The organism is Acinetobacter sp. YH12095 (assembly GCF_013419245.1).
GTDB lineage: Bacteria > Pseudomonadota > Gammaproteobacteria > Pseudomonadales > Moraxellaceae > Acinetobacter > Acinetobacter towneri.
Genome location: NZ_VPAL01000007.1, coordinates 35,365 through 53,144, shown reverse-complemented (window position 1 = coordinate 53,144; position 17,780 = coordinate 35,365). Strand labels below are relative to the sequence as shown.

The following is a 17,780-nucleotide window of genomic DNA, read 5'->3' as shown; positions in this document are numbered from 1 at the left end:
AGGGTGTTTTATCACCCTTTTTTTATTTTTATTATGTCTGAATTAGAAAAGTATGCGTATATACGTTGCCCGAAATGTGGACGTGATAACAGGTTAATCATCGACTCTCGAAAAACAGGTCTTTACCAATGTGGCGGTTGTCAATCTCATTTAATGTTTTATGGTACAGAAAAACAGCATAAGTATAAAAATTGGATTTGGGCTACATTAATAGGGTTGCCAGTAGCTTTTATGGGATATAAAAGTTTGGTAGATAATAATTCATGGACGGATAAAAATATTCAAAAATTTGAAAAAGCATGTGAGGCTAGAATATTCCAAACATCCAATTTAAGCTTGTTAGAAACAGAACAGTATTGTGAATGTGTGATAAATAAGCTTATTCAAATTGATTATGACAAAGTGGTGAAATCTACACAATATTATATGAATCGATCACAGGGGGAATGCCGAAGTGGTAGGCAGCAGTACAGAGGTTACCGATAAATTTAATACTCTTCTAGAGCAATGTTATAAAGGTAATTTAAGAGAATTTTGTTCTGAATTTGATGTGAAAAATCGAGGGGAAAGTTTTTACAAAAGAGTACAAAAAGCTAGACATCGCATGATGAATCAGAGTATCAGTCAGGAAACAATTGATGAGTTTAAAAAATATATTGTATTTATGGAATTTAAGTTATTAGAACAAGAGTGTTCTTGGGATGAAAAAAAAGCTCTTATGGAGTTTAAGAGCTTCTTCTAACTTTTTAATTAAAAGATTTTTTTATAACGATTGACAAATTTTTGAGAATCAAATTTTATTTGCTTTAATGCAGTTTCTGCTGAAACTTGCCATAATGGAGAACTATATTTATACCCACTCGTGTAACCATTTTGAAAAAAACGTCCTAGTGGATCAATCATTAAATATGATTCAGTCATGTCATTATTATTCTCTGAACTGATAATAGACTTGAAGCTTGAGTGTTTTTCAATAAATTGATGAAACTCTTGCTCTGTGATATCTAATTTATTTGAATAAACAGGTAAAAGTTTAAAAATTTTCCATTTATTAGGTTGGATTTGAGAAATAAAGTAGCTTAAATCCTCAGATGCGTTGAGCTTATTGACGACAGTATTAATTTTTATTTCTATCATAGGGTTATACTTTTTAATTTTATTGATAGCTGTTAAAACTTGAGACGGATTAAAGGTATTTTGCTTAGATGTACGTCCAATAGCTAAATTGGTGTATTCATTTATAGAATCTACACTAATACCTAATGACGAAAAATTCTGAGCAATAAACTTCATATCAATTTCATTGAATAGACTGCCATTAGTAATCGCAGAAAGCCTGAAATTATACTTTTTTGATAAATTGATAATATTTTTCAATTGTTTCATATAAAGAAAAGTCTCGCCTCCGACTAAATTGAGACGTAATTGATCAAAATAAACGGTTTGACTTGATTTGTTTAATATATGTCTAATGTTTTCAATTTGCTCAATTAGAGTTTCAATTTTTATTTGAGAGTGCAAAACCTCTTTACTATCGCTATCCCATTTTGCGAAGCAATAATCACACTTGTAGTTGCATGCTTCTGTAATATGCCAGTTTACTACGAGTTCTTTAGTTAATTTTGGCATTTCAGTTTCCCCTTTAAATTGTTTTGGATGTAACAAATTTAATTGAGAAATATTATTGTATCGGAGACACTAAGGAGACAGTGATTTAGATTGGTGTCTCCTCCTCACACTTCTTACACTCGAGCATCACCCCCAACTTTTCCTTGCGCCCTTGCTCTGTGATTACCCACGGGCGGTTTTGCCACGGCGGATTATGCCGCACATGCTGCCCGTGACCGCAGGCTAAATCTGCGACCCAATCATTTTCTTCATCTAAATGAAAACCAATAATTGCTTGTTGCATCGCATACTCCTAAGTGCATGATGATCGTGGATAAAGCGTTACGAAAATTGCAGCAAAACCAAAGCCAAACTCCGCTATACTTTTGCTTATTCAATTCTTCAAAAGAGCACCGAAATATGCGCGTACTTGTTGTGATGGATCCCATCGAAAGTGTCAATTTGAAAAAAGACTCAACCATGGCGATGTTATGGGCGGCAAGCCGTCGTGGGCATACCTTGGGCTATGCATTACAGCAAGACTTATATATTGATCAGGGCAAGGCATTTGGTCTGATTACATCGCTCAAAGTCTTTGAAGATTATAACCATTATTACGAATTGGGCGAAAAACGCAAAGAATCCTTAGCTGATTATGATGTCATTCTCATGCGTAAAGACCCGCCTTTTGACATGAATTTCGTTTATACCACATATATTTTAGAGCAAGCTGAACGCGAAGGCGCATGGATCATCAACAAGCCGCAAAGCCTGCGTGACTGTAATGAAAAGCTGTTTGCGACTCAATTCCCAGAACTACAAGTTCCGACATTGGTCACTTCACAACAAAGCCTGATTCGTGAATTTATTCAGCAACATGGTGATGTGATCGTTAAACCGCTCGATGGCATGGGCGGCATGGGAATTTTCCGTTTGTACCAAGATGGGGTCAATATTGGCTCAACCATTGAAATTCTGACCAACAACGGCACTCAGCCAATCATGGCGCAGCGCTATATTCCAGAAATTGTAGATGGTGATAAACGCATCCTCATGGTTAATGGTGAGCCTGTGCCTTATTGTTTGGCACGAATTCCACAAAATGGCGAAGTGCGTGGCAACTTAGCTGCAGGTGGTTTAGGCGAAGCACGTCCATTGACTGAAAACGACAAAGCCATTGCCGCCAAAGTCGGGCCATTTTTACGTGAAAAAGGCTTGGTTTTTGTCGGATTAGATGTGATTGGCAACTATGTCACTGAAATCAACGTGACCAGTCCAACGTGTATTCGTGAAATTGATGCACAGTTTGGTACATCCATTGCCGATGATTTATTTACCGTACTTGAAGCAGGTCGTCCCAACTAAGTTTGGGCTTTATGCTCACTGTATCAATACAAAAGCCGTTTTCTATTTGAAAGCGGCCTTGTTTTTAGAGACGTGGATACAAAAAACAACTTAAACACTTTGCAAAATAGATCAATCAAAGCAGGTAAAATTGAATAAAACTTAACATTTTCCGTAGATTAATAATAAAACTAGTTTAAACTTGAAAATCTGTAGAAAAAAACAATCAAGCACTTGGTGAAAAAAAGTAAATAACCTTTCAAGCCCATGCGTTTGTGATTACAATTGATAGCTTATACAAGATTTTTATTTGCCTTATTTTGAGTTGAAGAATTAAACCGTGACTGACGCACAGCAACAACAGCCTAAACATGTCATGATGATGGCCGCAGGTACAGGTGGACATGTTTTTCCCGCTTTGGCCGTCGCAAAACAATTACAGCAACAAGGGATTCAAGTGTCATGGTTGGCGACCCCAACGGGCATGGAAAATCGTCTGCTTAAAAATCATAATATCCCAATTTACCAAATTAATATTCAAGGTGTACGTGGCAACGGTTTGATCCGTAAACTGGCTGCACCATTTAAAATTTTAGGCGCAACGCTCAGTGCTGTGCGTTACATGAAGCAATTAAAAGTTGATGCTGTTGCAGGTTTTGGTGGTTATGTGGCAGGGCCAGGTGGCTTGGCAGCACGTGCTTTGGGTATTCCTGTGCTGATTCACGAACAAAATGCAGTTGCGGGTTTTACCAACACTCAATTGTCACGTGTGGCAAAAACCGTGTGTCAGGCTTTCCCAAATACCTTTCCAAACAGTAACAAAATTGTCACCACAGGCAACCCTGTTCGTGAAGAAATCACTGCGACCTTAAGCCCTGCATGGCGCTATCAGGAACGTGAAAAAGCAGGCTTGCCAATTCGTATTTTAATTGTGGGTGGTTCACTAGGTGCACAAGCCTTAAATGAATGTGTACCTGAAGCGTTAAAGCAACTAAATGTCGCTTTAGATGTTTATCATCAATGTGGGCAAAACCATGCCGAAGCGACGCAGGCACGTTATGCACACAAGCCTGACCATTTACAGGTTGAGGTACAGCCTTTTATTGAAGATATGGCCAAAGCCTATAGTGATGCCGATTTAATTATTTGTCGTGCGGGCGCACTCACGGTAACCGAGGTCGCGACTGCAGGTGTTGCAGCAGTATTTGTACCATTGCCTAGTGCGGTGGATGATCACCAAACTGCCAATGCCAAGTTTTTAGCCGATCTTGGTGCAGCAAAAATCTGTCCGCAAGCCAGCATGACACCTGAAAGTTTAACAACATTATTAACCCCGTTAATGAATCGTCAGTTGTTGTCTGAAATGGCGGTCAAAGCCCGTCAGCAGGCGCAGCCTGATGCAACTCAACACGTGGTTCGTCTTATTCAAGCATTGTTCGAGTAAAATATGTCTCCATCTACACCCGCTGATCAAGCGAAAAAATTAATCAAAGTGCCTGAAATGCGCCGTATCAAACACATTCATTTTGTGGGTATTGGTGGCGCGGGGATGTGTGGTATTGCCGAAGTCTTGAAAAACCAAGGCTATAAAGTGTCGGGTTCAGACATCAAAGCTTCAAAAACCACAGCGCAATTAGAAGAAAACGGCATCAAGGTTTATATTGGGCATGCGGCAGAGAATATTAAAGGCGCCAATGTGTTGGTGGTGTCTACTGCAATTGACCCAGAAAACCCAGAAATTAAAACAGCAATTGACACCCGTATTCCTGTGGTGCGTCGTGCTGAAATGCTGGGCGAGTTGATGCGTTACCGTCATGGTATTGCAGTCGCGGGTACACATGGTAAAACCACCACTACCAGTTTAATCACCTGTATGTTGGCCGAAGAAAACATGGATCCAACTTACGTGATTGGTGGTTTGCTAAACCGTACTGGGGTCAATGCAGCATTGGGTGCTAGCCGTTATATCGTGGCAGAAGCCGATGAATCTGATGCATCGTTCTTATTCCTAGAGCCAATGGCGGCTGTGGTGACCAATATTGATGCCGACCACATGGACACCTATGGTGGTAGTTTCGATACCTTAAAAGATACCTTTATTCAATTTTTGCACAAACTGCCATTCTACGGTTTGGCTGTGGTGTGTGGTGATGATGCCAATATTCGTGAAATCATGCCGCGTATCGGGCGCCCTGTATTGACCTATGGTTTTAATGAAGACAACGATATTCGTGCCGTTGATGTTGATCAAGACGGTATGCGCACACACTTTACTGTACTGCGTAAAGACCGCGAACCGTTACGCGTGACGGTGAATCAACCGGGGCTGCATAACGTATTGAATGCCTTGGCTGCAATTGGAATTGCCACCGATGAAGGCGTTTCTGATGGTGCAATTTGCCGTGCTTTAGAAGGCTTTAGCGGTGTCGGTCGTCGTTTCCAAGTACAAGGTGAGTTTGCGGTAGCAGACGGCAATGTGAAATTGGTAGATGACTACGGACATCACCCGAAAGAAGTGGAAGCCACCATTAAAGCTGCGCGTCAAAGTCATCCTGATCGCCGTTTGGTGATGTTGTTCCAGCCACACCGTTTTAGTCGCACCCGTGACTGTTTTGATGACTTTGTGGAAGTGTTGTCACAAGTCGATCAATTGTTATTGCTCGATGTTTATCCTGCGGGTGAAAAACCAATTGTTGGCGCAGATAGCCGTACTTTGGCACGCAGTATTCGTTTGCGTGGTCAGGTTGAGCCAATTTTGGTCGATCCAAATGACGGCAACCTACCGAATATTGTGAAACAAGTGTTACAGGCCAATGACTTGTTATTGACCCAAGGTGCAGGTAATGTGGGGGCGATTTCAATCGAGCTTGCACAAAACCATTTATATTTAAAATAATCACAACCTGTGATGTTTGAATTTGATCGACCAGTTTAAAGTTTAAGGATATAAACGTGTCAAATGCTTCAAAGTTCGGCAAAGTTGCCGTGTTATTGGGTGGAAAATCTGCTGAGCGTGAGGTTTCTCTAGACAGCGGTCAAGCAGTACTCGAAGCACTGCTACGTTCTGGGGTCAATGCAGAAGCATTTGATCCACAAACACGTAGCGTGACCGAATTGGTCAATTATGATCGTGCCTTTATTGTGTTACACGGGCGCGGTGGTGAAGATGGTCAAATTCAAGGTGTTTTGGAATGGTTGAATATTCCATACACGGGTACGGGCGTGCAAGGTTCAGCCATTGGCATGGACAAAGTGAAGACCAAGCAAATTTGGCAAGGTTCTGACTTGCCAACTGCGCCATATCGTATTGTTAGCAAAGATTCCAATATTGAAGACGTGGTTGCCGAATTGGGTTTACCACTCATCATCAAGCCTGTACATGAAGGTTCAAGTATTGGCATGAGCAAAGTCGAAAAAGTAGAAGACTTTGCCGATGCTGTAGCGAAAGCAACTGCACATGACGCTATTGTTATGGCTGAAAAATGGATTACAGGACGTGAATTTACCATCGTGCTGTTAAATGGTCAGGCTTTACCGACTATTCGTTTAGAACCACCGAAAGATGTGGCGTTCTATGATTATGAAGCCAAATATCAACGTAATGATGTGCAATACGGTATTCCGTGTGGTTTAAGCACTGCCGAAGAGCAACAGTTACAAGCTTTGGCATTACGTGCCTTCCAAGCCGTGGGTGCAAGTGGCTGGGGTCGTATTGATGCCATGCAAGATGAGAACGGCAATTTCTGGCTATTGGAAGTGAATACCGTGCCGGGAATGACCAGCCACTCTTTAGTTCCGAAAGCGGCAAATGCAGTCGGCTATAGTTTTGATGAGCTGTGTGTGGCAATTTTGGCACAAACCCTTACAGGTGAAGCACACTAAATATGGCTCAACTTCCTGCATCCTTGCGCCGTAAACGGGCAGCGATTACCTCGATTCATGACAAACCGCCAACAGCCAAAGAAAAGCTGATTCATTTTGGCGGTTGGGTAATGCTGTGCGTTGCGGTGCTCGTGTTGGCAGTGGGTGCGTACGGGCTATACAAAGTCATGACCGATGCACAAATTGCCAAGCTAGATGTAGTGGGTACACGTTCAGATGCGGAACACCGCCAAGTGATGACGCATGTGAACCCTGTAATGACCAAGAACTATTTCACCTCTGACCTAGAGCAAATCCGCGATACCGCTTTGGAGTTGTCTTGGGTAGATCGAGTGGTGGTTTCACGTGCGTGGCCGAATGCTATTCGTGTGCGGGTTATGCCGCGTCATCCAATTGCACGTTGGGGGACAGGTCGTTTGCTCAGTGACAGCGGTGAAGTCTTTACCGAGGTCACGCCACAAAATAATCAACATTTACCGTTATTACACGGGCCAACGCATCAATCTAAAATGATGATGCGTCGTTATAATGAAATTAACCAATTATTCTTACCCGTCAACGATCGTTTAAAAGAACTATATTTAACAGAACGTATGACGTGGTTTATGCAGTTTGATTCAGGTCTACGTGTTATTGTAGATAAAGATCAAACCATGAGTAAGCTGCAGCGCTTGGGGCATCTTGCACAAAGTGATTTGAAACCTGTATGGTCTAAAATATCCGCCATCGATTTGCGTTATCGCAATGGTTTAGCCATTCAATGGAAAAACTCAATTCCGCCAAAAATTGCAAATGGTCACTTTGTTGTAACGATTGATGACACAAGCATTGCAGAGGGAATAAGAGCAAAGCCATAATATTGGGCTTTAAAAAAATAGAGGCATTAAGCCATAAATTAAACATACTGGTAATGGTAGTGAATAAATGAGTGAAGCTGTTCCCTCGGTTGTTGCGATTGACATTGGGACGCACAAAGTTTCAGTTTTGATTGCTAAGGTCCATGCGCCAGACAATATCCAAGTCATTGGTATGGCCACCGCACGTAATCGAGGCATGAGTAAAGGAAAAATTGTCAGTCTCGATAAAGTGATTACTGCAATTAAAAATGCCGTGCAAGAAGCAGAAGATATGGCGGAATGCCGTGTGCATTCGGCATGGATTTCTATTCCTAGTGCAGAGCTAAAAAGCTTTTATGCTTCAGGTCGCACACCTATTGAAAGTAGTGATCACACCATTACCACCAGTGAAGTGGTACGCGCATTGGACTTGGCCAAAGCCAGTCACCTCACCTCAGACCATTATTTGGTGAGCGCAGTACCACTCGGTTTCGATTTAGATGATTCGGGTGAATGGGTACAAAACCCAATTCGTATGTCAGCACATAGCATGACGGGGCATTATCAATTGATGATGTTGCCTATTAGCACCATGCAGAATTTAGACCGTGCTTTAAAAGGTGCCAATATTGGTGTCGAAAAAATGGTGGTGTCAAATTTAGCCACTGCAGAAGCCAGTCTGCTTAAAGATGAAAAAGAATACGGTGTGTGTCTGGTAGATATTGGCGCAGGTACGACCAGTATTGCAGTTTATTTAGATGGACGTTTGGCCTTGGCACACACTTTGCAGCGTGGTGGTGAGCATGTCACCCGCGATATTGCAGCGGTGTTACAAACCACAACTGAAGAAGCTGAACGGATTAAGCTATTGTATGGCTGTGTAGATATGAAAGTGGTCAAACCTGATCACATGATTCAGATTCAGGGCATTGATGGGCCGCAAACCATTAGCCGTATTGAACTGGCGGAAATTATTATTGCGCGTTATGAAGAAATTTTTGCACAAATTCGTCAGGAACTCGAAAAGAGCGGTGCCATTCATGGTTTATATCATGGTGTGGTTTTGGCGGGTGATGCCTCACAAATTGAAGGCATGATCAGCTTGGTACGTCGTATGTTGGGTGTTTCGGCACACTTGGGGAATCATCCTTCACAAGTTTATGCCGATGAACCGCATCAGGCCGCCTTACGCCGTTCACAATATGCAACAGCTTCAGGCTTATTGCTTTATAGTCAAAACTATACTCAAGACACGATTGTAGAACATGAAGACCCTGAAACCTTATCGGTTTGGGGGCGTGTCGGACGGGCATGGTCTGGCTTGAACGAAAAGTTAAAATCTATTTTTTAGTTGAGTTTTTTGGGAATATTGTTAGGAAGTTGTACGGATCATCACTGGTACTTGACAAGCCAGAAGTTGAACAGCATTCTTAAAAATAATTTTTATGAAGATCAAGGCAGTATACGGGCTTAAGTGACTGCCAATAACGTATTAGGAAATCTAAAGGTCATGGCCTCATTTGAATTTATAGATGATCAAACCGATAGCAACGGTCAAGCCCGTTTCACTGTGTTTGGTGTGGGTGGTGCAGGTGGTAACGCTGTGCAGCACATGCTTGAGTCGGATATTCAGGGTGTAAAATTTGTTTGTGCCAATACGGACAAACAAGCATTGGATCGCATGAATTCGCAATTCAAAATCCAGCTAGGTGAGCAAAGCACACGTGGTTTAGGCGCGGGCGGTGATCCTCAAGTGGGTCAAACTGCAGCGGAAGAAAGCCGCGAGCTGATCTGTCAGCAACTTGAAGGCACAGACATGGTGTTTGTGACTGCAGGGATGGGCGGTGGTACAGGTACAGGTGCTGCGCCAGTTGTGGCTGAAATTGCCAAAGAAATGGGCATTTTGACTGTTGGTGTGGTGACTACGCCATTTAACTTTGAGGGTAAGCGTCGCTTACTTTCTGCGGAAAAAGGGATTGCGGCATTAGAACAGCATGTAGACTCTTTAATCATTATTCCAAACCAGCGTTTAATGAAAGTTTACCGCGACATTTCAATGAAAGATGCGTATAAAAAAGCCGATGACGTTTTGTTGAACGGTGTACGCAGTATTTTTGATTTGGTGGTACGTCCAGGTCACATCAACCTAGACTTTGCTGACTTGAAAACTGCGATGAGTACGCGCGGTTATGCGATGATGGGTGTTGGTTCAGGTCGTGGTGAAAACCGTGCGCGTCAAGCGGCTGAACAAGCGATTCGTAGCCCATTGCTCGATAGCGTAACCATTGCCAATGCCAAAGGCTTGTTGATTAACGTAACGGGTGGTGATGATGTGACCTTCGGTGAAATCGAAGAGATCATGGACGTGATTCATCAACTTTCAGATACCGAACAAACCCAAGTATTCTACGGTACGGTATTTGATCCTGAAGCGCGTGACGAAATTAGCGTGACTGTTATTGCTACTGGTTTAGCGCGTAACACAGGCGATACACCAGAGCCTGCAAAACGCACCGTGACACAAACCACTTCTGCAGCACCAACAGCGGCAGTAGAAGAAGATGATGTGCCTGCAATTCAGCGTCAGCAGGCAGAAACTGCGCCTGCAATTAGTGCGACAACAACATCAGGCTCTGCGCGTCCAACGCCAATGAGTATTCAAGACTATTTGAAAAATCAGCAGCGTAAATAAGCCAAGATCCTCAATTTCATTGTGTGATCGGGAAAAGGCAGTTTTAAACTGCCTTTTTTGTTTTTTATCAATGGCTAAATATGCTAACGTATAGCGGTTTTAAAATTTAGATGAATTGAGAACATGCTGAAACAACGTACCCTACAACGTGTCGTCAAGGCGAGCGGTATTGGTCTGCACAGTGGTCAAAAAGTATTGATCAACTTTGTGCCGCATCATGCCGATGGGGGAATTGTGTTTCGTCGTATCGATTTAAATCCGCCTGTCGATATTCCAGCCGATGCCATGCTGATTCAAGAAGCATTTATGTGCTCGAATTTGGTTCAGGATAATGCCAAAGTTGGCACTATTGAGCATGTTATGAGTGCAATTGCAGGGTTGGGCATTGATAACTTGATTATTGAAGTGTCTGCCTCTGAAGTGCCCATTATGGACGGCAGTGCAGGGCCTTTTATTTATTTGTTGATGCAGGGTGGTTTAAAAGAACAGGATGCTGCGAAAAAGTTCATCAAAATTTTAAAACCTGTAGAAGCTTTAATTGACGATAAACGTGCGGTGTTCAGTCCGCATGAAGGTTTTCAGCTCAATTTCACCATCGACTTTGATCATCCTGCCTTTAAAAAAGAATATCAGTCTGCCACCATCGATTTTTCTACAGAAACCTTTGTCTATGAAGTCAGTGGCGCACGTACTTTTGGCTTTATGAAAGATTTGGACTATTTAAAAGCCAATAATTTGGCTTTGGGTGCGAGTTTAGATAATGCCATTGGGGTAGATGATACAGGCGTGGTCAATGAAGAAGGTTTGCGCTTCTCGGACGAGTTTGTACGGCATAAAATTTTAGATGCTGTGGGGGATTTGTACTTGCTTGGACATCAAATTATTGCCAAGTTTGATGGTTATAAATCAGGACATGCCTTAAATAATCAGTTATTACGCAATGTTCAGAGCGATCCAAGCAGTTATGAAATTGTAACATTTGATGACATAAATTCTTGCCCGATCACTTTTGTGCATGTGACATAAGTCATTGTCTTTTCTTACTACGTTATAATGTAACAACAATAATATGTGAATTTCATCACAAATTTGAGCACGAGTTTTTGGTGTTTTCTGCAAACAATTATTTTTTATTGCTTGCCAAACGTAACAAAGCTTGGCTAAGCTTAGGGTCGCTCACAAAGTCAGCAGCACCTCGTAACATATCTTGAGTTTCTGGACTAAGTGTTCTTAAAGGCTTTTCGCTTTTTGGGGGCGTTTGAGATTCAACTCTTAAACGAACTTGAATTTTTTGTATGTCTTTCAGTTCATGCAGTTGTGACAGTTGAGTAATGTATTGCTTTTGCAAATAAGCAAGTTGACTGACCATCGCTTGATTCGTTCCAGTAATGGTTAAGACACCTTGTTGATAACAAACCACCTGCCATTGCTCTGGTTGCGGCAGTAAAGGTTGAATAAGTTTGCCAAGTTTCTGCCATGCAGCAACTTGGGTTGAGAGAAACGTTAGGTTTCCTGTTTTTATGTGTTTTCTTGTTTGTTGAAAGAGATTCACAGGTTCGGACATACATCATTCCTTCATGTTTATGCCCTAATCTTATGCGCTCCTTTCAGTAGATATCAAGGAAGAGATCACAAGGAACTTCAAGTAAGAACAGTTAAGAGGTTTTTTTATGCATTCGCGCCGTATTTTATTAGCGTTTTCACTGGCAGCTTCGGCAGCATCTGTCGCATTTGCTGATTTAGTTGAGTTAGATTCTCAAAATTCATCGACTGATCGTATTGAGCAATTAACCCGCACCTTGTCACAAGGTTCTTATACAGAAACACAAGACATTGATGTTCCTGCACAAACGCAGATGACCGTTAAGCTTCGTGAAAAGACTACAGAATTAAACAATGCGTCTTTAGCAAAAAAATACGGTACCAATACCAGCACCCGTTTTGCTTCTTCAAATCCTTATGCTTGGTTAGTGTCACATCCATTACCAAATGCACGTATTAGCTCGAACTATGGCGGTCGTGTCATGAGTGGTCGTGCTGAAAACCATTCTGGCTTAGACCTTGCTGCACCAAGCGGTACTCCAATTTATGCGACTGGCCCAGGTATTGTGACCAAGTCAGGCTGGGGCACAGGTTATGGTCAATATGTAGAAATTAACCACGGTAATGGTTATATCACGCGCTACGCACACGCTTCACGTTTAATTGCACGTGTGGGTGACCGTGTAGATGCAGGCGAACATATTGCCAACGTGGGTTGTACAGGTCGTTGTACAGGTCCTCACTTACATTATGAAGTAGTGAAAGATGGTCAACGTAAGAACCCTTCTACCTATTTAGCAATGTTGCCGTAATGTTTTGGCTAGAAATTCATGCTCTAGCCACACTCACTGTAAACTACACGCGAACTACAAATTAAAACATGAAATTAAAGCGGCAAAGGTCGCTTTTCTTTATACTCACGTTTTAGCTTTTAGCGAAATCTAGTGAGACATTTCAGACATCAACTTATCACCTAAAAAAATAATAACACGCAGTATCTGCTTTATTGTATAAAAAACCGCCTAAATTGGCGGTTTTTTGTTATTTGCTGTAAGAAAGTGTCAATCATTATTTATTTTCTAAATAGTATGCAGGATACGCATTTAAGATTAGCCATATCTACTAAAGTCTAAATTATGATACATATAAAGCATACGATTAGGCTTAGGAATAGTGAATTATGGCGTTTTACGGTGATACGGACTCACAAGAAACCCAAGAATGGCAAGACGCCTTTGATGCTGTGTTACAACATATGGGTACTGAACGGGCAGCATTTTTACTCGAAAAACTGTACCAACGTGCAATTGCAAAGCATGTACCCATTCAGCGATTAAATACTCCCTACCTCAATACCATTTCAGTGGAAGAACAACCTGCCATGCCGGGCGATCAGGATATGGAGCGTCGTATTCGCGCCCTAATTCGCTGGAATGCGTTGGCGATGGTATTGCGTGCCAATAAAACAGGTGATGATTTAGGTGGTCACCTTGCAAGTTTCGCATCTTCAGCCACATTATATGATGTTGGTTTTAACTATTTCTTCCGCGCCAATAGTGATCATTTTGGCGGTGACATGATTTACTACCAAGGTCACTGTGCACCTGGTATTTATGCTCGTTCATTTTTAGAAGGGCGTTTAACCGAAGATCAATTGAATAATTTCCGCCGTGAAGTGGGCGGTAACGGTTTACCTAGCTATCCACATCCTTATTTAATGCCTGACTATTGGCAGTTCCCAACGGTATCGATGGGTCTGGGTCCAATCATGTCAATTTATCAGGCACATATTCAAAAATACTTAATGAACCGCGGTTTAATTAAAGAAGAAGACCGTAAAGTCTGGGCATATCTAGGCGATGGTGAAATGGATGAGCCAGAAAGTTTGGGTGCAATTTCACTGGCAGGTCGTGAAAAGCTAGATAACCTGATTTGGGTGGTGAACTGTAACTTACAGCGTTTAGATGGCCCTGTACGCGGTAACGGTAAAATCATTCAAGAACTTGAGTCGTTATTCCGTGGCGCAGGTTGGCGCGTGATTAAAGTGGTCTGGGGGCGTCATTGGGATGCTTTATTAGACAAAGACGACACAGGTGCATTAAGAGCCATTATGGAAGAAGCGGTGGATGGTGATTATCAGCGCTTGCAAGTGAAAGGTGGTGCATACGCTCGTGAGAAATTCTTTGGTAAATATCCTGAAGCCAAAGAATTGGTCAAAGATTTAAGCGATGAAGATATTGATAACCTGAACCGTGGTGGTCACGATCCGTACAAAGTATTTGCGGCGTATGCTGAAGCGACCAAAGCTAAAGGTCAGCCAACGGTCATTTTAGCCAAAACTGTCAAAGGTTATGGTTTGTCTGATGAAATTGAAGCGGTGAACAAAACCCACCAAATCAAAAAAATGCAGTTGGATTCTTTAAAATATGTACGTGACCGCTTCAACTTGCCATTTAGCGATGAGCAACTTGAAGAAGTGCCGTTCTATCGTCCAAGTGAAAATTCGCCTGAATTGAAATATATGAAAGCGCGTCGCGAAGCGTTGGGTGGTTATTTGCCTGCGCGTCGTAAAGACAGCGAAGCTTTACAAATTCCTGAATTATCAGTTTTCGATTCAGTCTTGGCAGGTTCAGGTGGCAAAGAACAATCGACCACTATGGTGATGGTGCGTTTGATTTCTGCCCTGCTCAAAGAAAAAGCCATTAAAGACCGTGTGGTACCCATTGTACCCGATGAAGCACGTACTTTCGGTTTAGAAGGCATGTTCCGTCAACTGGGTATTTATGCCGCACATGGGCAAAAATACACCCCTGAAGACCAAGAACAATTGATGCATTATCGTGAAGCCAAAGACGGTCACATGCTGCAAGAAGGCATTAACGAAGCAGGTGCAATGAGTGCTTGGGCAGCTTTGGGTACCAGTTATTCGACCAATAACTTACCAATGATCCCAATGTATATGTATTACTCCATGTTTGGTTTCCAACGTATTGGGGATATTGCATGGGCGGCAGGTGATGCACAGGCGCAAGGTTTCTTGTTGGGTGCCACTGCAGGACGTACCACACTCAATGGTGAAGGCTTGCAACACCAAGATGGTCACTCGCATATTTTAGCCAATACTATTCCAAACTGTGTGTCCTATGACCCATGCTTTGGTTATGAGCTTGCCGTGATTGTGCATGATGGTTTGCAACGCATGTATGTCAATCAGGAGCGCGTGTTCTATTACCTCACTGTAATGAATGAAAACTACGAGCATCCTGAAATGCCACAAGGTGTGGAAGAAGGCATTAAGCGCGGTATGTATTTGCTGCAGGAAGATGAAAAAGCCACGGTTCAATTGCTGGGTTCAGGCGTGATTTTGCGTGAAGTCATCAAAGCGGCGAAAATCTTGCGTGAAGAGTATCAAATTCACTCGAATGTCTACAGTGTGACCAGTTTTAATGAATTGGCGCGTGATGGTATGGCGTGTGAAGAATACAACCGTTTGCATCCATTGGCTGAAGAAAGCAAAGAGCCGTGGATCTCACAACAGTTACGTGGCAAGGATGGCATTGTCGTGTCTGCTACCGATCACATGCGCGCCTATAGCGAGCAAATTCGCGGTTACTTGCCAGACAATCGTCCATTTGTTGCCTTAGGTACCGATGGTTATGGTCGTTCCGATACCCGCGGTAACTTGCGTAGCTACTTTGGGGTCGATGCAGCACATATTGTGGTAGCCACCTTGAAAAAACTGGCTGATGAAGGCGAAGTCGATGCGCGTTTGGTCAAAGATGCAATCTCGACATTTGAGTTAGATACAGATCGTCCTGTCGCGTGGGCACCGCAAGCGGTTCCTGAAGTACAAGCGGTTGCTGACTACAAAGAGGAGCACTGATCATGCAAATTCAAACGCCTGATATTGGTGTCGATAAAGCCACTGTTGCAGATATTCTTGTTAAAGTTGGCGACACGATTGCAGTTGATGACAGCATTGTCCTGTTGGAATCAGACAAAGCTTCTGTTGAAGTACCCAGCACCGCTGCAGGGGTAGTGAAAAGTATTTTGGTACAACAAGGCGATGAAGTGACTGAAGGTGCGGTGCTGATTGAGCTAGAAACAGAAGCTCAAACCGCAGTTGCTACAGAAGTTGCTGCACCGCAAGCCGAAGTGGACGCGGCACCGAAGCAAGATGCTGAACCAGTGGTCGCTGCAGCACCAAGCTCAGCGACATCAAACACTGCGCAAGAAGTAGATGTACAAGTACCGGACATTGGCGTGGAAAAAGCCGTTGTTGGGGAAATTTTAGTACAAGTCGGCGATGCGATTGATGTTGATCAAAGTATTATTGTGGTGGAGTCGGACAAAGCTACAGTAGAAGTGCCAAGTACGGTGTCGGGTACAGTTACCGCTATCCAAATCAATACGGGTGATACCGTAAAAGAAGGTGTGGTGATTCTGAAAGTGAAAACCGCCGCTGCTGCAGTCACACAGGTGGAAACACCTCAAGTGGCATCAGCAGAAGCGGCTGCTGCAACAGCGAGCGCAGCAACTGCATCTGCACCACAAACAACAGCATCAGCACAGGTTGAAGTCGCAGTGCCTGATTTAGGGGTCGATAAAGCCACAGTGGCAGAAATTTTGGTACAAGTAGGTGATACAGTTGCTGCTGACCAAAGTTTGATTGTGGTGGAATCAGACAAGGCTACGGTAGAAGTGCCAAGTACTACTGCAGGCGTGATTCAAGCGATTCATGTAGAATTAGGACAAAGTGTTGCGCAGGGCAATGCCTTAGTGACGATAGTAACTGCAAGCGCAGCTGCACCAACAGCAGTTGCAGCAGCTCAAGTTGCCTCTGCACCAAGTACATCGCCAGCAGTCAGTGCTGCATCTACAGCACAAACCACAACGGTTGCAGCAAGTGCACATACGAATGTAGACAAATTGAGCAAGGCGCAAAATGAAGCCAATGCAAAAGTGTATGCAGGCCCTGCTGTGCGTAAACTGGCGCGTGAGTTAGGTGTTGTTTTAGCCGATGTAAACGCCACTGGCCCGCATGCGCGTGTACTCAAAGAAGACTTGAAGGCTTATGTTAAAGCGCGTCTTACTGCGCCGCAGACTGCTCCTGTCGCTGCTACAACACAGCAAGTTACAGGTTTGCCAAAGTTGCCTGATTTTAGTGCATTTGGTGGCGTGGAAGAAAAAGGTTTGACGCGCTTACAACAAGTGTCAATTCCGCAATTGTCCCTGAACAATTACATTCCACAAGTCACGCAATTTGATTTGGCCGATATTACTGAGCTAGAAGCGTGGCGCAGTGAATTGAAAGCTAACTTCAAAAAAGAAGGTGTTAGCTTGACCATTTTGGCGTTCATTGCCAAAGCAGTAGCGCATTTGCTGAAAGATGAGCCATATTTCGCTGCGCATCTGGCAGACGATCAAAAGTCTGTGCTGCTGCGTAAAGAAATCCACATGGGCATTGCGGTGGCAACCCCCGATGGTTTAACCGTGCCTGTACTACGTAATCCAGATCAGAAATCGATTAAACAAATTGCGATTGAACTGGGTGAGTTGAGTCAAAAAGCGCGTGATAAAAAGTTGTCGCCTAAAGATTTACAAGGTGCAAACTTTACCATCACCAGTTTAGGTTCGATTGGCGGTACGGCATTTACGCCGTTGGTGAACTGGCCGCAGGTTGCGATTTTGGGTATTTCACCAGCGACCATGCAGCCTGTCTGGAATGGTGAAGGCTTTGATCCGCGCTTGATGTTGCCATTGTCATTGTCGTATGACCATCGGGTAATTAATGGCGCAGATGCAGCACGTTTTACCCATAAACTGACCCAGTTGTTGGCAGATATTCGTAGCTTGCTGCTCTAAACTCAGAAAAG

General features: G+C 43.1%; 16 protein-coding genes. 13 read left to right on the top strand and 3 right to left on the bottom strand.

Going from position 1 to position 17,780, the window contains the following annotated elements:
• The first annotated feature begins 33 nt into the window (after positions 1-33).
• Both FTU35_RS07015 and FTU35_RS07010 read left to right on the top strand, forming a co-directional pair.
• Positions 34-486, top strand: coding sequence for a hypothetical protein (locus FTU35_RS07015; protein ID WP_004974216.1), 453 nt, complete (start codon positions 34-36; stop codon positions 484-486).
• Positions 455-742 carry a hypothetical protein gene (locus FTU35_RS07010; protein ID WP_004974218.1) on the top strand — a complete coding sequence of 96 codons (288 nt, stop codon included), beginning with the start codon at positions 455-457 and terminating at the stop codon, positions 740-742. The genes FTU35_RS07015 and FTU35_RS07010 overlap by 32 nt, the downstream gene beginning before the upstream one ends.
• 8 nt (positions 743-750) lie before the next feature.
• Here FTU35_RS07010 and FTU35_RS07005 read toward each other — a convergent pair whose 3' ends face one another.
• A complete protein-coding gene (locus tag FTU35_RS07005) occupies positions 751-1,629 on the bottom strand; it encodes a viperin family antiviral radical SAM protein (RefSeq protein ID WP_004974219.1) in 879 nt (292 codons plus the stop codon).
• Between the two features lie 85 nt (positions 1,630-1,714).
• Positions 1,715-1,912, bottom strand: a complete 198-nt coding sequence (locus FTU35_RS07000) for a DUF3565 domain-containing protein (RefSeq protein ID WP_004974221.1) — start codon at positions 1,910-1,912, stop codon at positions 1,715-1,717.
• A gap of 116 nt (positions 1,913-2,028) precedes the next feature.
• Between FTU35_RS07000 and gshB the strand changes: the two genes are divergently transcribed.
• The 8 genes from gshB (at position 2,029) to lpxC (ending at position 11,388) form a co-directional block, all read left to right on the top strand.
• Positions 2,029-2,973 (top strand): glutathione synthase, encoded by a 945-nt coding sequence (gene gshB / locus FTU35_RS06995; RefSeq protein WP_154320182.1) that lies wholly within the window; start codon positions 2,029-2,031, stop codon positions 2,971-2,973.
• A 319-nt stretch (positions 2,974-3,292) separates the two neighbouring features.
• On the top strand, positions 3,293-4,396 hold the full coding sequence (gene murG, locus FTU35_RS06990) for an undecaprenyldiphospho-muramoylpentapeptide beta-N-acetylglucosaminyltransferase (protein ID WP_004974229.1): 1,104 nt from the start codon (positions 3,293-3,295) through the stop codon (positions 4,394-4,396).
• A 3-nt stretch (positions 4,397-4,399) separates the two neighbouring features.
• Positions 4,400-5,848: a UDP-N-acetylmuramate--L-alanine ligase gene (murC, locus tag FTU35_RS06985; RefSeq protein ID WP_096901645.1), complete on the top strand. Its 1,449-nt coding sequence runs from the start codon at positions 4,400-4,402 to the stop codon at positions 5,846-5,848.
• Positions 5,849-5,904: 56 nt separating this feature from the next.
• A complete protein-coding gene (locus FTU35_RS06980) occupies positions 5,905-6,834 on the top strand; it encodes a D-alanine--D-alanine ligase (RefSeq protein ID WP_154320183.1) in 930 nt (309 codons plus the stop codon).
• Between the two features lie 2 nt (positions 6,835-6,836).
• The gene (locus tag FTU35_RS06975) at positions 6,837-7,691 is read left to right on the top strand and encodes a cell division protein FtsQ/DivIB (protein ID WP_004974235.1); all 855 of its coding nucleotides are present in this window, start codon (positions 6,837-6,839) and stop codon (positions 7,689-7,691) included.
• Between the two features lie 67 nt (positions 7,692-7,758).
• Positions 7,759-9,021: a cell division protein FtsA gene (ftsA, locus tag FTU35_RS06970; protein ID WP_004974236.1), complete on the top strand. Its 1,263-nt coding sequence runs from the start codon at positions 7,759-7,761 to the stop codon at positions 9,019-9,021.
• Between the two features lie 159 nt (positions 9,022-9,180).
• The gene (gene ftsZ / locus FTU35_RS06965) at positions 9,181-10,362 is read left to right on the top strand and encodes a cell division protein FtsZ (RefSeq protein WP_004974238.1); all 1,182 of its coding nucleotides are present in this window, start codon (positions 9,181-9,183) and stop codon (positions 10,360-10,362) included.
• 123 nt (positions 10,363-10,485) lie between these two features.
• On the top strand, positions 10,486-11,388 hold the full coding sequence (lpxC, locus tag FTU35_RS06960) for a UDP-3-O-acyl-N-acetylglucosamine deacetylase (RefSeq protein WP_004974240.1): 903 nt from the start codon (positions 10,486-10,488) through the stop codon (positions 11,386-11,388).
• Between the two features lie 97 nt (positions 11,389-11,485).
• Here the strand turns inward: lpxC and FTU35_RS06955 are convergent, their stop codons facing one another.
• A complete protein-coding gene (locus tag FTU35_RS06955; RefSeq protein ID WP_004974242.1) occupies positions 11,486-11,926 on the bottom strand; it encodes a DciA family protein in 441 nt (146 codons plus the stop codon).
• A gap of 106 nt (positions 11,927-12,032) precedes the next feature.
• On the opposite strand from FTU35_RS06955, the gene FTU35_RS06950 reads away from it, so the two are divergent.
• The 3 genes from FTU35_RS06950 (at position 12,033) to FTU35_RS06940 (ending at position 17,769) form a co-directional block, all read left to right on the top strand.
• A complete protein-coding gene (locus FTU35_RS06950) occupies positions 12,033-12,716 on the top strand; it encodes a M23 family metallopeptidase (RefSeq protein WP_004974246.1) in 684 nt (227 codons plus the stop codon).
• 368 nt (positions 12,717-13,084) lie between these two features.
• Positions 13,085-15,787: a pyruvate dehydrogenase (acetyl-transferring), homodimeric type gene (gene aceE / locus FTU35_RS06945; RefSeq protein WP_154320184.1), complete on the top strand. Its 2,703-nt coding sequence runs from the start codon at positions 13,085-13,087 to the stop codon at positions 15,785-15,787.
• A gap of 2 nt (positions 15,788-15,789) precedes the next feature.
• Positions 15,790-17,769 carry a 2-oxo acid dehydrogenase subunit E2 gene (locus FTU35_RS06940; RefSeq protein ID WP_180064630.1) on the top strand — a complete coding sequence of 660 codons (1,980 nt, stop codon included), beginning with the start codon at positions 15,790-15,792 and terminating at the stop codon, positions 17,767-17,769.
• Positions 17,770-17,780: the final 11 nt, after the last annotated feature.

What these genes read in the sequence shown, in the direction of transcription:
- FTU35_RS06975 (WP_004974235.1), top strand. Translation starts at nt 6,837, where the DNA reads ATGGCTCAACTTCCTGCATCCTTGCGCCGTAAACGGGCAGCGATTACC.
- lpxC (WP_004974240.1), top strand. Translation starts at nt 10,486, where the DNA reads ATGCTGAAACAACGTACCCTACAACGTGTCGTCAAGGCGAGCGGTATT.
- murC (WP_096901645.1), top strand. Translation starts at nt 4,400, where the DNA reads ATGTCTCCATCTACACCCGCTGATCAAGCGAAAAAATTAATCAAAGTG.
- ftsA (WP_004974236.1), top strand. Translation starts at nt 7,759, where the DNA reads ATGAGTGAAGCTGTTCCCTCGGTTGTTGCGATTGACATTGGGACGCAC.
- FTU35_RS06940 (WP_180064630.1), top strand. Translation starts at nt 15,790, where the DNA reads ATGCAAATTCAAACGCCTGATATTGGTGTCGATAAAGCCACTGTTGCA.
- FTU35_RS07005 (WP_004974219.1), bottom strand. Translation starts at nt 1,629, where the DNA reads ATGCCAAAATTAACTAAAGAACTCGTAGTAAACTGGCATATTACAGAA.
- ftsZ (WP_004974238.1), top strand. Translation starts at nt 9,181, where the DNA reads ATGGCCTCATTTGAATTTATAGATGATCAAACCGATAGCAACGGTCAA.
- FTU35_RS07000 (WP_004974221.1), bottom strand. Translation starts at nt 1,912, where the DNA reads ATGCAACAAGCAATTATTGGTTTTCATTTAGATGAAGAAAATGATTGG.
- aceE (WP_154320184.1), top strand. Translation starts at nt 13,085, where the DNA reads ATGGCGTTTTACGGTGATACGGACTCACAAGAAACCCAAGAATGGCAA.
- FTU35_RS06955 (WP_004974242.1), bottom strand. Translation starts at nt 11,926, where the DNA reads ATGTCCGAACCTGTGAATCTCTTTCAACAAACAAGAAAACACATAAAA.
- gshB (WP_154320182.1), top strand. Translation starts at nt 2,029, where the DNA reads ATGCGCGTACTTGTTGTGATGGATCCCATCGAAAGTGTCAATTTGAAA.
- FTU35_RS06950 (WP_004974246.1), top strand. Translation starts at nt 12,033, where the DNA reads ATGCATTCGCGCCGTATTTTATTAGCGTTTTCACTGGCAGCTTCGGCA.
- FTU35_RS07015 (WP_004974216.1), top strand. Translation starts at nt 34, where the DNA reads ATGTCTGAATTAGAAAAGTATGCGTATATACGTTGCCCGAAATGTGGA.